Consider the following 14,465-nt stretch of genomic DNA (forward strand, 5'->3'; position numbering starts at 1 on the left):
AAAACAGGGTTTAAATGTTTTTCAGACGGCCTTTTGAGTGTTGATGCGTTTATTTGGCAGGGACGGCGGGCAGGGAACCGTTCAAGAGATAATGAATGGTTTCTTGAACCGTACGGATGGCATTGCCAAACGGCAACGGGTCTTTACCGCGGAAAAACAGGCCTTTATCGACTTCACCGCGGAATGCGGCTGAAAGTTGGATGTCGATACAGAATTGACCGGCTTTGGCTAAACCGTCACGCAAACCGCAGCTGGTCAGGCAGTTCAGTCCTTGGGTGCAGCGGCGCGGATCGTTTTTGGCATTGGCTTGCAATTTGGCCTCGCGTTTGATGTAGTTGTCGAGGAATTTGGTGCGCACGCCGCGAGCAGGCAAGCCGGCAACAGACATGAATTCAACCACTTTTTCGGTTTCCGCACCGGCCAGCGTTTTCTTGAAGTTGATGTGGGCATCGCCTTCTTCGGTCACGGCAAACGCGGTACCGATTTGAACGGCGGACGCGCCCCAGTTTTTCAAGGCTGTTTTGACTTTTTCAAAGTTTGCCATGCCGCCGGCGAGTACCAACGGGATTTTTTCGCTTTCCAAGCCCAAGTTTTTGAATACTTCAAACGTTTCTTCAATAACGCGTTTGAACTCGAATTTGGCATCGTTCACGCCGTCAACGGTTGCAGCGCCCAAGTGGCCGGCTGCGTGGGCTGGGTGTTCGATAACGATGGCATCGGGCAAGATGCCTTTTTTCATCCAACGTTTCAAAACGATGTTGATACCGCGTGATTCGGACAAAATAGGGAAAAGGGCGACATCTTTGTGGTAGCCCTCTGCCATTTCCGGCAGATCCAAAGGCAAACCTGCACCCATCACAATCGCGTCTGCACCAGATTCGCAGGCCTGACGAACGTAGGCGGCATGGTCTTTGACGGCTTTCATGACGTTGACGGCAATCATGCCTTTGCCTTCTGAATCGGCTTTGGCTTTTTTGATTTCACGGTCAAGCGCGATGCAGTTGAGGCGGGTGTATTTTTCTTCGCTGGAATCGATTTTTGATTCGGCCAGCAAATCTTCGTGCAAGTGGCGCAAATCGACGCTGGCGATGGTACCTACGCCGTTTTCGCGTGCAACCGCGCTGGAGAGTTTTGATGCGGAAACGCCTACACCCATACCGCCTTGTACGACGGGAATCAGTGATTTGCCACGGATAATCAATGGGTCAAAGTTGTTTTGCATGAATGCTCCTTCATAGATTCTGGATGGCGCCGTCTGAAATCCTATGAAATGGATTGGATAACGGACTGATGTGTATATAAATAAGTGTGTTTTTCGCCACCGTTTTTCAGACGGCATGAGGCGTGTTTTTAAAATTTTAGGAATTATACTCTAAGTTAGTGTAAAAATTAGAGTATTAATACAGTTTTTTTGAAGGAAAAATTGAAAAGTCTTGTTAATAAAGGAATAAATTTTATGATGGATTGAATTGAGGAGGAGAAATTGCAAACAAAATCTACAAAGAAAAAGGCCGTCTGAAATTTCAGACGGCCTTAAGTATGGGAATCAGACAGATGTCGGATTACATTTGTTTTTTAGCGGCGTCAATGGCGCGTTGGTCAGGGTTGATCAAGATTTCAACGCGGCGGTTTTGTGCGCGGCCTTCAACAGTAGCGTTGGAGGCGATGGGTTGACGGGAGCCGTAACCGAAAGTGCTCAAACGGGTGCTGCTTACGCCACGGGATTGCAGGAAGGTGGCAACGGATTCGGCGCGGTTGCGAGACAATGGCTCGTTGATGGCGTCGTTACCGGTGTTGTCGGTGTGGCCGTTGATGGTCAAAGTCGTGTCAGGATATTGAACCAAAGTTTGCGCAGCGGCAGACAAGACACTTTGAGCATGGCCGCTCAGGGCAGCGCTGCCGGTAGCGAAGGTTACGTTTTCAGGCATAACCAGTTTGATTTGGTTGCCTTGACGTTCAACTTCGATGTTGGTGTTGGCCAGGCTTTGACGCAGTTTTTTCTCTTGGTAGTCCATGTAACCGCCGATACCGGCACCTACTGCACCACAAGCCAATGCGGAGTTGCGCGCGCCTTTACCGCCGTGGGTCAGCGCACCAACGATGCCGCAAACAGCTGCACCGCCCAAGCCGTACATAGCGGTTTTGCTGGCGGATTGTTGACCGGTAGCAGGATCGGTCACACAGCCGGTAAGTGCCAAAGGAATGGCAGTAGCAATAACGGTCAGGGGTTTCAAGAATTTCATGTCGTATCCTCTTTTTAGATGACGGCTCAGGCCGTCTGAAAAAAATGAATAAAAACCGCGTGGGTCATTACGAATTAATGATACCGAATATCCGAAACGCAAAAGAATGGGTTTAACCCGATATTACGCAAATATTTGTCAGTTAACATAATACTGAAACATTTCTGCATTTTTCTGACCGTTTGGCCGTTTTGTAGTCAGATGAAAAGTAAGTTTCTTTACGATTTCTTCCGTTTTTCCTTTTTACGGCGATACCAGCTGACAAATGCCCATTTCAATCTGACTTTGACATCGTATCCCACCGAGCCTGCGCCTAGTATGAACAAAACGGCGGAAACGGGCAGGGCGAAATGATGGCCGACCAAATGATAACCCCATACGCCAACGATGCCGCCCAGTAAAAACGACAGCATCAAGCCGCTTAAAAGCCACATTTTCGGTTTGTTGACGCGGACGTGCGGCAGGCGCGGATGATGTTGCTTGGAATAATAAAGTGCGCGTGAAATTTCAATGCCCAAATCGGTTGCCGTGCCGGTCATGTGGGTAGAGCGGATGGCGGAGCCGGACAAAAGCGTAATGACGGTATTGTGCATGCCCATGATAAAGCACAATAAAAACAATGCTAAAGACGGCATGATGAAATCCGATCCGCCAAAATCCCATTCCATCGCGGCAATGCCGAATAAGCCGAAGATCAACAGATAAACCGCTTCCAGCCACATGGAAAAACCAAAGCTGCCACGGAAACGCATTTGCTGTGTCCACAAAATCACCCAGCCCGAATGCGCGGCTCCGGCAACAAAACACAACACGCTGATTGTGGCAATAATGGCCACACTCCACTCTTGAAGATACAAAACATCTGCCAACAGCGACATTGAGCCGGTAACGTGGGAGGTATAACGTGAGAATGCGAAGTAACCGCCGGCATTAATCGCACCGGCAAGAAAGGCCATGATGTAGCCCAGCCGTCTGAAACGGGCATCGGAAATATTGTGTTCGTGCAGGTACGGACGGTCCGCCTGCCAAAACGGCGGCGTGTGTTGCCTATGGTGGCGCTGTCGGTAAGAGTGGGGCCGTTTGTCGTCGTTCATTGATTTGAGGATAGGGGCGAGTGTTTATACTGGGTGTATTTTATATGCAACTGCCTGTTGCCAAGAACAAATAATATAAAGTGTCCCCAAGTTGCCACACTTGCCCATTGCAAGATGAAGGCGTACATTAATAGCCATACATGAGTATAAGGAAACATCCGATGAATCCTCTCCGTCTGACCTTATTGTTTGGCGCCGTTGCATTGCTGGCCGCCTGCGCCACCACGCCCGAGCAAAAAGCCGCACGCGCCCAAGCGCAGAAACGCTATGAGCAGGATCTTCAAGTACATCTTGCCGGCCAATGCGATCAGGAAACTGCCGCGCTGATCCGCCGCAAATTTGACGAAGAAGGCAAACCCGGTGCTGTAACTGCGGAGCAAAAAGCCTTCCGACTCAAATATATCGACAAAGTTTCCGATCCGATGTTCCAAGCCTGCTACAAAATGGCATGGCAAAACTATATTTCCCAAGAACAGCTGCGCGAAGCCCGCTACTATCGCTATTACGATGATTGGGGCTATCCGTTTGGCCGTTATCCTTGGTGGTGGTAAGGTATTAACAAACTTTAGGGCCGTCTGAAAGCATATATTTATTGGTTTCAGACGGCCTAAGGTTTATTGAAACGGCAATAACGTTTACAATAGCCGCCTATTCAAACACAATACCCACCACCCATGAACATCTGGCTTGGACAGCGACACGCGCCCAAATTTCCGCAAGGAGCCGCTGTAACCATCGGCAACTTCGACGGCGTACACCTCGGGCACAAACACATTCTACAAAAACTCAAACGAGAGGCAGACCAGCGCGGTCTGCCTGTTGTCGTTGTTGTTTTTGAGCCTCAGCCCAAAGAATTTTTTGCGCGCAAAGCCGGGAAAAAGCTGCCTTACCGCATCAGCCCGCTGCGTACCAAATTGCGTCTTTTGCGTGAAACCGGCTGTGTGGATGCCGTTTGGGTCTTGCGTTTTAACCAAGCTTTCTCCGATATGAGCGCACAAGCGTTTATCGACCGGCTTTTGCGCCAAACGCTCAATACGCGGTATCTGCTGATTGGCGACGATTTCCGTTTCGGTGCCGGCCGTGAAGGTTGTTTTGAACTCTTGGCACAACAGCCTGATATGCAAACCGAGCGCACGCCGTCCGTTATTGTTGAAGACATCCGCACCAGTAGTACTGCCGTCCGCCAAGCCCTTTCAGACGGCAAGTTGGAATATGCCAAAAAACTGTTGGGCCATGATTACGTGTTAAGTGGCAAGGTCAAACACGGGCAAAAACTCGGCCGCACCATCAACGCGCCTACCGCCAATGTCCAGCTTCCTCCGTATCATTATGCGCTAAGCGGCGTATTTGTCGTTGAGGCAGACGGCACATTCGGCACGTGCCGAGGCGTTGCCAGCTTTGGTTTTAACCCCACTGTCAGCAACAACCGCTCGCAAAAGCTGGAAGTCCATCTGTTCGATTTCAACGGCGATTTGTACGGCCAACGCATCTTCGTCCGCTTTCTGCACAAACTGCGTGACGAGAAAAAATTTGAGAGTATCGAAGCATTGAAAACCCAAATTTTGCAAGATATAGAAGATGCGAAGGTTTGGGAAGCATAGAAACGCTTCTAGAAGCTTATAAAATCAAGACAATTGGGCTACAATAAGTCCTTTGAATTTTTTCAGACGGCCTGTTCTTTTCAAAATGAGTAATCAGGCCGTCTGAAACCGAAATACCGCAACAATAGAGATCAAAAAATGACCGATTACAGTAAAACCGTAAACCTGCTCGAGAGCCCGTTTCCAATGCGCGGCAATCTTGCCAAGCGTGAGCCTGCATGGCTGAAAAGCTGGTACGAGCAAAAACGCTACCAAAAACTGCGCGAAATCGCCAAAGGCCGTCCGAAATTCATTCTGCATGACGGTCCTCCGTATGCCAACGGCGACATCCACATCGGTCATGCCGTCAATAAAATTCTCAAAGACATCATTATCCGCAGCAAAACCCAAGCCGGTTTTGACGCGCCTTATGTACCGGGTTGGGACTGCCACGGTTTGCCTATCGAAGTGATGGTAGAAAAGCTGCACGGCAAAGACATGCCTAAAGCCCGTTTCCGCGAATTGTGCCGAGAATATGCCGCCGAACAGATTGCCCGCCAGAAAAAAGACTTTATCCGTTTGGGCGTGTTGGGCGACTGGGACAATCCTTATCTGACCATGGATTTCAAAACCGAAGCCGATACCGTGCGTATGCTCGGCGAAATCTACAAATCCGGCTATCTCTACCGCGGCGCGAAACCGGTTCAATTCTGCTTGGACTGTGGCTCTTCATTGGCCGAAGCCGAAGTGGAATACAAAGACAAAGTATCGCCTGCGATTGACGTTGCCTATCCATTTAAAGACAATGCCGCGCTTGCCGCCGCATTCGGTTTGGCAAGTATCGAAGGCAAAGCGTTTGCCGTTATCTGGACAACTACGCCTTGGACTTTGCCTGCGAGCCAAGCCGTTTCAGCTGGCGCAGACGTGGTGTATCAACTGATTGATACGCCTAAAGGCAAATTGGTGTTGGCCAAAGATTTGGCAGAAGACGCGCTCAAACGTTACGGTTTTTCAGACGGCATTGCTATTCTTGCTGAAACCACCGGTGACAAGCTGGAAAACCTGCACATGAATCATCCGTTCCTCGAACGCGATATTCCCATGCTCAACGGCGACCACGTTACCACCGATGCCGGTACCGGCTTGGTGCATACTGCGCCTGCGCACGGTCTGGAAGACTACTCCGTCTGCAACAAATACGGCATCGAGCTTTACAACCCTGTCAACGCCGAAGGCAAATACATCAGCGAAACGCCGCGCGTCGCAGGCATGAGCGTTTGGGAAGCGAATCCCGTTATCCTGCAATGGCTGGAAGAAACCGGTAATCTTTTGGCAAGCAGCAAAATCGAACATAGCTACGCACACTGCTGGCGTCATAAAACGCCGTTGATTTACCGTGCGACCGGCCAATGGTTTGTCGGTATGGATAAAGCCGGAAAAGACGGTAAAACCCTGCGCGATAAAGCCATCAAAGCCGTTGATGACACCGAATTCTTCCCATCATGGGGTCGTGCGCGTTTGGAAGCCATGATTGAAGGCCGTCCTGACTGGGTGGTTTCACGCCAACGCTATTGGGGTACGCCGATGACTTTCTTTGTTCACAAAGAAACCGGTGAGTTGCATCTGAACTCTGCCGAGTTGTTGGAAAAAGTTGCCCAAAAAATCGAAGGAAAAGGCATCGAAGCATGGTTCTCTCTTGATAAGAGCGAACTCTTGAGCGCGGAAGATTGCGAAAATTACGACAAACTTTCCGACACGATGGACGTGTGGTTCGACTCAGGCTCGACACATTATTCCGTTTTGAAACAACGCGAAGAATTGGAGTGGCCGGCTGACTTGTACCTCGAAGGCAGCGACCAACATCGCGGCTGGTTCCAATCCTCCATGTTGACCGGCTGCGCCTCATCAATGGGACGCGCGCCATACAAACAGCTGCTGACCCACGGTTTCGTGGTTGACCAAAACGGCCGCAAAATGTCGAAATCCATCGGCAACGTTGTTGCACCGCAAGAAGTTTACAATGAATTCGGCGCAGACATCCTGCGTCTGTGGGCGGCATCCACCGATTACAGCGGCGAATTGGCGATTTCCAAAGAAATCCTCAAGCGCGTAACCGAAAGCTACCGCCGCATCCGCAACACCTTGAGCTTCCTGTTTGCCAACCTCAGCGACTTCAATCCTATTGAAGATGCCGTGCAACAGGCAGACATGGTGGAAATCGACCGCTACGCCGTGGTATTGGCACGTCAGCTGCAAGAGCGTCTGGCAGGTGATTACTATCCGCGCTATGCTTTCCATTTTGCCGTAAAAGACATTGTTTCTTTCTGCTCGGAAGACTTGGGTGCGTTCTACCTCGATATCCTGAAAGACCGCCTCTACACCACCAAAGCAGACAGTCATGCACGCCGCAGCGCGCAAACTGCCCTGTATCACATCACACGCAGTTTGGTTCTGCTGATTGCTCCGATTTTGTGCTTCACCGGCGAGGAAGCATGGGACATTATCGGTGGCGGCGAAGAAGACAGCGTCCTTTTCCATACATGGCATGAGTTCCCATCTATCAATGAAAAAGCCGAAGCCGAATTGGTGAAAAAATGGACGGCAATCCGCGAAGCACGCGAAGCAGTAACTGCCGCCATCGAACCTCTGCGTACGGATAAAACCGTCGGTTCTTCATTGCAAGCCGAAGCCGAAATTACGGCTCCGGAAGAAATTGCCGATTATCTGAACACTTTGGGCGAAGAATTGCGTTTTGCTTTGCTGGTGTCTAAAGCAGAAGTGAAAGTAGGTGATGAACTTGCTGTAACCGCTAAAGCCAGCGATGGTGAAAAATGCGAACGCTGCTGGCACTACACCCACGATGTGGGCGCAGTTGCAGGCCATGAAACCATCTGTAAACGTTGTGCCGACAACGTTGACGGTAAAGGCGAAGACAGACATTACGTTTAATTGTTTGGTCTAAGATAAAGGCCGTCTGAAAACTTTGAAAATAGGTTTTCAGACGGCTTTTGTTTATTGAATCTGTTTCGTATAGCGAATAGATTTTGAAGGGTAATTGGGATTTGTAGTTTTGATCAATAGAGATAGTCAGTATGGGCATAGTGGATTTGACGTATATTGAAAAAATATTCTCGTAGAAAGCACTTTTCAAAGGGCCTTACTTATCCGTGGAGTATGGACGTATTTTGAACCTTCAAATAGCCTCATATTTGCATTTTATCCTTAAACGAACTTTCGTTTTATCCAATATAAAAGGCCGTCTGAAACAAGTTTTCAGACGGCCTTCAGCTATTCTATTGCTAAGTAGAAATTAGCGTGCAGAGCAAGAAGTTTCTACTTTGTTGCCGTATGGGTCAGTGAAGCCGAAGAATGCTTCGCTGCCTTTTTGATGCCATTCAGCACCTTTGCCGAACAGACCTTGGTTGGCAACATAGCGTTCGCCTGAACCTGCAACGGCAGAAGACAGAGTGGCAACTTTGTCGTCAAGGCGTAATTCAACTTGATCGGTGCTCAGGTTGCGGATTTGTACAGACAGGCCGTTTTCGCAGCTGAATGATTGAACACGGGCATCATGATCGTGTGCACGGCCGTGGTCATGATTGTGTTCATGACGTTGACCATGGTCATGGCGATGGGCTTCAGGTGCGGCGCAGGCAGCGAGGCTCATGGCGGCGGCAATTGCAAGCAGGGCTTTTACTTTCATTTTTGACTCCTATGGTCAGTGTTGAAGGAAGAATGTAAAGGCATGTTATAAATATCTTTATGGCTTCACAATAGGGATAACCATTATTTACTTTTTCTTCCTGTTTCCGGGAGTATGGCAGGATTCTTTGTAGTTTTGATATGAATGATTAATGCCGTTTGAAAAAAAGCCGCACTTGCGCTAGAGGTAAACGAAAGTGCGGAAAATTCAGAGAGTTACATTGAAAGAAGGATAGGACAGCTTAACGCTGGCGTGCTTTAAAACGTGGATTGCTCTTGCAAATGACGTACACTTTGCCTTTTCGGCGGACAATTTGGCAGTCGCGGTGTCGTTTTTTTGCAGTTTTCAGAGATGAGAGGACTTGCATCATTTATCCTTTCTGAAGGAAGACATCATGGATTGGTAACGTTGGTTGAACTTACTGGCGCGGCCTTCGATATTGACATTGCGTTGTTTGCCTGTGTACACCGGGTGGGACGCGGAAGAAGTATCAAGCGAAAAGAGGGGATACTCTACTCCGTCCTTCCAAACCATGGTTTTTCCGTGGGTATTGGCGCATGAACGGATGAGCCATCCTTGGTCTGCGCCGCTGTCGTAAAACAGGACGGTGCGATAGTTGTCTGGGTGGATATCGGGTTTCATTTCTTTCTCCAGTGAATGTTATGGTATAACATTATACTCCTAGAAAAAGAGCAGGCAAGTGTTTTTTGTTTTTCTTTATCACGGGATTGCGGCATTTTGATAAAATATGCAGTTTCAGACGGCCTTTTTTATGAGGTCGTCTGAAACATTTTGTTTTCTGATGATAGGAATATGATGTATCTGCATAAGGGTTTCAGATTGGGCGGTGCGGTAAGCAAGGTGATGCCGATTGTCCATGTATTGTCCAAGCTGGGGCTATTGTTTTCACTGCTGTTGGCCGTGCCGGCACTGATGTCGTATTTTTATCACGACAGCGCGTTTCTCGTGTTTGCCTATACGGCTTTGACGGTATTGCTGGTGTCATGCGTTACTTGGGTGCTGACTTTGCGTTTCAACCGTGAATTGCGGCCGCGTGACGGATTTACCCTGGTATTGATGCTGTGGCTGGCCTTTGCCATCGTGGCGGCGATGCCGATTTATTTCTATATGCCGTCCATGAGTTTTACCGATGCGTTTTTTGAAGCGATGTCGGGGCTGACGACAACGGGGGCAACAGTGATTTCCGGCTTGGATACGCTGGATCCGTCGGTAAATTTTTGGCGGCACATGCTCAACTGGCTTGGCGGTATGGGTATTATCGTGCTGGCTGTAGCGATTTTGCCGATGTTGGGCGTGGGGGGGACGCAGCTTTTCAAAGCGGAAATTCCGGGTATGGATAAGGAAAGCAAGATGGCTCCCCGTATTTCCCAAGTGGCTAAACGGCTGTGGTTTGCTTATGCGCTGACAACTGCTGCCGCCTTTGTATCCTTACATATTGCCGGTATGGGCTGGTTTGATGCCTTGTGCCATGCGATGTCGGCAGTGGCCTTGGGTGGTTTTTCGACACATGATGACAGCGTTGCCTATTTTGATTCTGTGGCAGTTGAATGGACGTTGATGTTTTTTACCGTCTGGGGCGGTATCAATTTTGCCAGCCACTTTACTGCGCTGGGCAACCGCTCTTTGCAGGTGTATTGGAAAGATGAAGAATGCCGTTCCATGTTGCTGGTTTTGTCGGGCAGTATTTTGATTTCGGCATTGTATTTATGGCAGCAGGACGTTTATCAAAGCCTTGGCGAAGCTTTGCGCTTTGTCAGCTTCAACTTTGTATCCATCGGATTGGCCAGCGGTTTCTCCAATGCAGACTTTGCCCAATGGCCGCTGATTGTGTCATTGTGGATGTTTTTCCTGTCGAACGTATTGGCAAGTTCAGGCTCTATGGGTGGCGGTATTAAAAACGTGCGGGCGTTGGTGTTGTTCAAATTCAGCTTGCGCGAAATGCTGATTTTGCTGCACCCACGTGCGGTTCGTACGGTAAAGGTCAACAACCGCTCCATTCCGGATCGCATGGCGCTGACCGTCATGTCGTTCATCTTTATTTACTTTATGACGGTCATTGTATTCAGCTTTTTACTGATGGCGGCAGGTTTGGATTTTTTATCCGCCTTTACGGCAGTCATTGCCTGTATTACCAATGCAGGGCCGGGTTTAGGGGCAGTTGGTCCGTCGCATAATTACGCCGCGCTGAGCGATGTACAGAAGTGGCTGTGTACGGCGGTGATGTTGTTGGGACGTTTGGAGATTTTTACCGTTTTGATTTTGCTTACTCCGGCATATTGGAAGAAATAAGTATGAGAAAAAGGCCGTCTGAAATTTCAGACGGCCTTTTTATAATGGCAGGGCTTAAGCATATTGCTTGAGCATTTCTTTGAATTGTTCGCCAGTTTCAGGGTGTTTCAAACCGTAAGCCACGGTTGCTTCAAGGTAACCCAATTTGCTACCGCAATCGTAGCGTTTGCCATCAAATGCATGAGCCAACACAAACTCATGGTCGAGCAGGCGGGCGATACCGTCTGTCAGTTGAATTTCGTTACCGGCGCCGCGAGGCAGGTTGGTCAACAAGTCAAAAATACGCGGAGTCAGGATGTAGCGGCCGACAACTGCAAGGTTGGAAGGCGCCTCTTCCGGTTTGGGTTTTTCAACAATATTGACTACACGTTGATAGTTTTTTAGTTTTTCAACTTCAACGATACCGTAAGAGCCTGTTTGGGAAGGATCAACGGTTTCAACGCCTAAAACGCTGTTACCGCTTTGGTTGTACACATCAACCATCTGTTTCAATGCACCTTTAGGCGCATCAATCAAATCGTCTGCCAAAATAACGGCAAAAGGTTCATTACCCACTGCAGCCTGAGCGCACAATACGGCATGACCTAAACCCAATGCTTCAGTTTGACGGATGTACATACAGGTAATATTGGAAGGCAGGATATCGCGAACGTGCGCCAACAATTTGTCTTTTTGACGCAATTCCAATTCGGTTTCCAACTCGTATGCTTTGTCGAAGTGGTCTTCGATACTGCGTTTGTTACGGCCGGTGATAAACACCATTTCAGTACAGCCGGCTTCAACCGCTTCTTCAACTGCATATTGAATCAGAGGTTTGTCCACGATAGGCAGCATTTCTTTGGGGCTGGCTTTGGTCGCAGGCAAGAAACGGGTGCCCATACCGGCAACGGGGAAGACGCATTTTTTAATGGGTTTCATATTATTATCCTATTTTAACTGTGGGTTTATACCCAAAAAAGTGTAAAGATGTAGTCGTATGTAGCGATGATACCACATGATAAAGTATCAGACGGTCTGAAAAGGAGGATTGGCCATAGATACTGTCTTATCCCAGCAACATCAGCAATTCTTCTTCAGTTAATACAGCCACGCCCAAAGTTTGGGCTTTTTCCAATTTACTGCCTGCGGCTTCTCCGGCGACAACGTAGTCGGTTTTTTTAGATACGCTGCCGGAAACTTTGCCGCCAGCAGCCTCAATCATGGTTTGGGCTTGGTCGCGTTTGAGCGTGGGTAAAGTCCCTGTCAATACAAAGGTTTTACCTGCTACGGCTTCATTAATGCCGTCTGAAATAGTTTCATTTTGAAGCTCAGGCAGCTTTTGATCAAAGAAAGTTTTCATATTTTCAAGCAGGGCTGCGTTTTGCGGTTCACTGCGCCATGTTTGCCAATCGGCAGGCAACGCTTTGTCGCTTTGCAAGCCTTCTATGCTTTGTCCGGCAAGCTCCCACAAGGCCAGTGCTTTGGTTTCGCTGATTTTAAAATCGGGCAGGCGGGCAATCCAGCGTTGCGGCTCGGCATGGCGCAGAGGAGGGATAGTGACAGCTTGGCTTTGCGGGGCAACACCTACAGCCAGCAGCTCGTCTATCATCGCCTGTTGCGCTTCTTGGGCAAAAAAGTGAGCGATGGAGCGGGCAACCACCGTGCCGATATCGGGCAGGCAGGCGAGGATGGGTTCGGGTGCATGGCGGACGTTTTCCAGTGTGCCGAATGCCTGTGCCAGCGTTTTGGCGGTGCGTTCGCCGACGTGACGGATGCCGAGGGCAAAAAGGAAGCGGGCAAGTTCGGGCGTTTTGCTGGCTTCTATGCCTGCAAGGATGTTTTCCGCCCATTTGGTCGGCTGTTTTTTAATGTTTTTGGCAAGCAGGGCATTACCGGTCTCGCTTTCAAAGTCTTCAACCTCACTGTTTGATGGTTCTTCCTCATTGGCCGATGCTTTATCCGCCGTTTCTTTCATTTTCTGTAAGGTTGGAATATCGAGACGGTAGAGGTCGGCGAAATGACGAACCAAATCTTGCGCTACCAGCTGCTCGATTTGTTTTTGTCCAAGTCCGTCGATGTCCATGGCTTTGCGAGAGGCGAAGTGGATTAAACCTTGCGCGCGTTGTGCTTGGCAAAGCATACCGCCGCTACACCGGGCAACTGCTTCGCCTTCTTCGCGTTCGATTTCGCTGCGGCAGATAGGGCAATGGGTAGGCAGGCGGTAAGGTTTGTGAAGCGGCTCGACTTGCGTTTTAGAAGGTGTTTCGGCAAACAAATCGTCTTGCAGGCCGTCTGAAACGGAAATATTGGTCTCCTGCATTGGGCGGCGTTCAAAAATGACGCGCACCACCTCGGGAATCACGTCTCCGGCGCGGCGCACGACAACTGTATCGCCAACGCGCACGTCTTTGCGCGATACTTCGTCCTGATTGTGCAGGGTAGCGTTGGTAACGGTAACGCCGCCGACGAATACAGGTTGCAGGCGTGCGACGGGGGTTACTGCGCCGGTGCGCCCGATTTGTACATCAATGGCTTCGACAATGGTCAATGCTTCTTCGGCAGGAAATTTGTGGGCAATGGCCCAACGTGGTGCGCGTGAGATGAAGCCCAGTTTTTCTTGTTGTGCCAGACTGTTGACCTTGACCACCATGCCGTCGATTTCGTAGGGCAGAGTAGGGCGTTTTTGCTGCATTTGCTCGTAAAACGCCAATACTTCTTCGATATTTTGGAAACAGCCGAAATTACCATCAGGCAGGCTGAAGCCAAGCTCTTTACAGTAGCCCAGCTCTTGCAGGTGTTCTTCTGCGATAAAACCGCCTTGTTGTCGGGCAATGGAATAGGGGAAGAAATGCAGTTTGCGCTGTGCCGTAATGCGCGAATCGAGTTGGCGCAGACTACCGGCGGCGGCATTGCGCGGATTGGCGAAAGGTTTTTGTCCATTTTCAGCCTGTCGTTCGTTTAAGGCGGCAAAATCGGCTTTGAGCATCAGTACTTCGCCGCGTATTTCGATAAGCTCGGGAATATTTTCTCCATGCAGGCGCAGGGGGATGTTGGATACGGTTTTGACGTTTTGGGTAACGTCTTCGCCTGTTGTACCATCGCCACGGGTTGCCGCTTGAGTCAATACGCCGTCGCGGTACAGCAGGCTGATGGCCAGACCGTCAAATTTAGGCTCGATAACGTATTCCAGTTTTTCTCCGTTTAATCCGCCACGAACGCGTTCATCAAAAGCGTACATTTCGGCATGGTCAAACACGCCGTTTTCGTCTTGTGGCGAAAAGGCGTTGGTCAGTGACAACATAGGCACTTCATGACGCACTTCATCAAAGCCTGCCAAAGGCTCGCCGCCGACGCGCTGGGTTGGGCTGTCGGGCAGTTTCAACTCAGGGTGATTCAACTCCAATGCCTCGAGTTCGCGGAACAATTTGTCGTATTCGGCATCGGGTACGCTGGGCGCGTCTAGGGTGTAGTATTCGTAGGCGTAGCGGTTGAGGAGGTCGGTCAGGTATTTGATACGTTGTGCGGTCGGATTCATGAGCAATCGAAATAGAGTTTT

At 49.5% G+C, this 14,465-nt stretch carries 12 protein-coding genes; 4 read left to right on the forward strand and 8 right to left on the reverse strand.

Features of this window, described 5'->3' with window-relative positions:
- Nucleotides 1–49 precede the first annotated feature (49 nt).
- The 3 genes from HMPREF2700_RS05230 to HMPREF2700_RS05240 form a co-directional block, all read right to left on the reverse strand.
- On the reverse strand, nt 50–1,222 hold the full coding sequence (locus HMPREF2700_RS05230) for an NAD(P)H-dependent flavin oxidoreductase (RefSeq protein WP_070590780.1): 1,173 nt from the start codon (nt 1,220–1,222) through the stop codon (nt 50–52).
- A gap of 340 nt (nt 1,223–1,562) precedes the next feature.
- A complete protein-coding gene (locus tag HMPREF2700_RS05235; RefSeq protein WP_070590781.1) occupies nt 1,563–2,243 on the reverse strand; it encodes a YiaD family glycine zipper/OmpA-like lipoprotein in 681 nt (226 codons plus the stop codon).
- 218 nt (nt 2,244–2,461) lie between these two features.
- Nucleotides 2,462–3,337, reverse strand: a complete 876-nt coding sequence (locus HMPREF2700_RS05240) for a YoaK family protein (protein WP_070590782.1) — start codon at nt 3,335–3,337, stop codon at nt 2,462–2,464.
- A gap of 161 nt (nt 3,338–3,498) precedes the next feature.
- Here HMPREF2700_RS05240 and HMPREF2700_RS05245 point away from each other — a divergent pair, with 161 nt between their 5' ends.
- The 3 genes from HMPREF2700_RS05245 (at nt 3,499) to ileS (ending at nt 7,866) form a co-directional block, all read left to right on the forward strand.
- A complete protein-coding gene (locus HMPREF2700_RS05245) occupies nt 3,499–3,888 on the forward strand; it encodes a YajG family lipoprotein (RefSeq protein ID WP_070590784.1) in 390 nt (129 codons plus the stop codon).
- A gap of 123 nt (nt 3,889–4,011) precedes the next feature.
- Complete coding sequence (gene ribF / locus HMPREF2700_RS05250) at nt 4,012–4,938, forward strand: bifunctional riboflavin kinase/FAD synthetase (protein WP_070590785.1); 927 nt, start codon at nt 4,012–4,014, stop codon at nt 4,936–4,938.
- A gap of 138 nt (nt 4,939–5,076) precedes the next feature.
- The gene (ileS, locus tag HMPREF2700_RS05255; RefSeq protein WP_070590786.1) at nt 5,077–7,866 is read left to right on the forward strand and encodes an isoleucine--tRNA ligase; all 2,790 of its coding nucleotides are present in this window, start codon (nt 5,077–5,079) and stop codon (nt 7,864–7,866) included.
- A gap of 361 nt (nt 7,867–8,227) precedes the next feature.
- Here ileS and HMPREF2700_RS05260 read toward each other — a convergent pair whose 3' ends face one another.
- From HMPREF2700_RS05260 to HMPREF2700_RS05270, 3 genes are all read right to left on the reverse strand, one after another.
- Nucleotides 8,228–8,620 (reverse strand): MliC family protein, encoded by a 393-nt coding sequence (locus HMPREF2700_RS05260; RefSeq protein ID WP_070590788.1) that lies wholly within the window; start codon nt 8,618–8,620, stop codon nt 8,228–8,230.
- Between the two features lie 241 nt (nt 8,621–8,861).
- Nucleotides 8,862–8,987 carry a type B 50S ribosomal protein L36 gene (ykgO, locus tag HMPREF2700_RS05265; protein ID WP_003685279.1) on the reverse strand — a complete coding sequence of 42 codons (126 nt, stop codon included), beginning with the start codon at nt 8,985–8,987 and terminating at the stop codon, nt 8,862–8,864.
- Nucleotides 8,987–9,262 carry a type B 50S ribosomal protein L31 gene (locus tag HMPREF2700_RS05270; protein WP_049328620.1) on the reverse strand — a complete coding sequence of 92 codons (276 nt, stop codon included), beginning with the start codon at nt 9,260–9,262 and terminating at the stop codon, nt 8,987–8,989. Before HMPREF2700_RS05270 ends, ykgO begins: the two co-directional genes overlap by 1 nt.
- Nucleotides 9,263–9,433: 171 nt before the next feature.
- On the opposite strand from HMPREF2700_RS05270, the gene HMPREF2700_RS05275 reads away from it, so the two are divergent.
- A complete protein-coding gene (locus HMPREF2700_RS05275; RefSeq protein WP_070590790.1) occupies nt 9,434–10,930 on the forward strand; it encodes a TrkH family potassium uptake protein in 1,497 nt (498 codons plus the stop codon).
- A gap of 54 nt (nt 10,931–10,984) precedes the next feature.
- Here HMPREF2700_RS05275 and galU read toward each other — a convergent pair whose 3' ends face one another.
- Together galU and ligA are read right to left on the reverse strand one after the other, a co-directional pair.
- Nucleotides 10,985–11,848: a UTP--glucose-1-phosphate uridylyltransferase GalU gene (galU, locus tag HMPREF2700_RS05280; RefSeq protein ID WP_070590792.1), complete on the reverse strand. Its 864-nt coding sequence runs from the start codon at nt 11,846–11,848 to the stop codon at nt 10,985–10,987.
- Nucleotides 11,849–11,975: 127 nt separating this feature from the next.
- Nucleotides 11,976–14,444, reverse strand: coding sequence for an NAD-dependent DNA ligase LigA (ligA, locus tag HMPREF2700_RS05285; protein ID WP_070590793.1), 2,469 nt, complete (start codon nt 14,442–14,444; stop codon nt 11,976–11,978).
- Nucleotides 14,445–14,465 lie beyond the last annotated feature (21 nt).

The sequence above is a fragment of the Neisseria sp. HMSC068C04 genome, from assembly GCF_001810105.1.
Lineage (GTDB): Bacteria > Pseudomonadota > Gammaproteobacteria > Burkholderiales > Neisseriaceae > Neisseria > Neisseria flavescens_B.

Coding starts and splice junctions, on each gene's coding strand:
- HMPREF2700_RS05230 (WP_070590780.1), bottom strand. CDS start 1,222: ATGCAAAACAACTTTGACCCATTGATTATCCGTGGCAAATCACTGATT.
- HMPREF2700_RS05235 (WP_070590781.1), bottom strand. CDS start 2,243: ATGAAATTCTTGAAACCCCTGACCGTTATTGCTACTGCCATTCCTTTG.
- HMPREF2700_RS05240 (WP_070590782.1), bottom strand. CDS start 3,337: ATGAACGACGACAAACGGCCCCACTCTTACCGACAGCGCCACCATAGG.
- HMPREF2700_RS05245 (WP_070590784.1), top strand. CDS start 3,499: ATGAATCCTCTCCGTCTGACCTTATTGTTTGGCGCCGTTGCATTGCTG.
- ribF (WP_070590785.1), top strand. CDS start 4,012: ATGAACATCTGGCTTGGACAGCGACACGCGCCCAAATTTCCGCAAGGA.
- ileS (WP_070590786.1), top strand. CDS start 5,077: ATGACCGATTACAGTAAAACCGTAAACCTGCTCGAGAGCCCGTTTCCA.
- HMPREF2700_RS05260 (WP_070590788.1), bottom strand. CDS start 8,620: ATGAAAGTAAAAGCCCTGCTTGCAATTGCCGCCGCCATGAGCCTCGCT.
- ykgO (WP_003685279.1), bottom strand. CDS start 8,987: ATGCAAGTCCTCTCATCTCTGAAAACTGCAAAAAAACGACACCGCGAC.
- HMPREF2700_RS05270 (WP_049328620.1), bottom strand. CDS start 9,262: ATGAAACCCGATATCCACCCAGACAACTATCGCACCGTCCTGTTTTAC.
- HMPREF2700_RS05275 (WP_070590790.1), top strand. CDS start 9,434: ATGATGTATCTGCATAAGGGTTTCAGATTGGGCGGTGCGGTAAGCAAG.
- galU (WP_070590792.1), bottom strand. CDS start 11,848: ATGAAACCCATTAAAAAATGCGTCTTCCCCGTTGCCGGTATGGGCACC.
- ligA (WP_070590793.1), bottom strand. CDS start 14,444: ATGAATCCGACCGCACAACGTATCAAATACCTGACCGACCTCCTCAAC.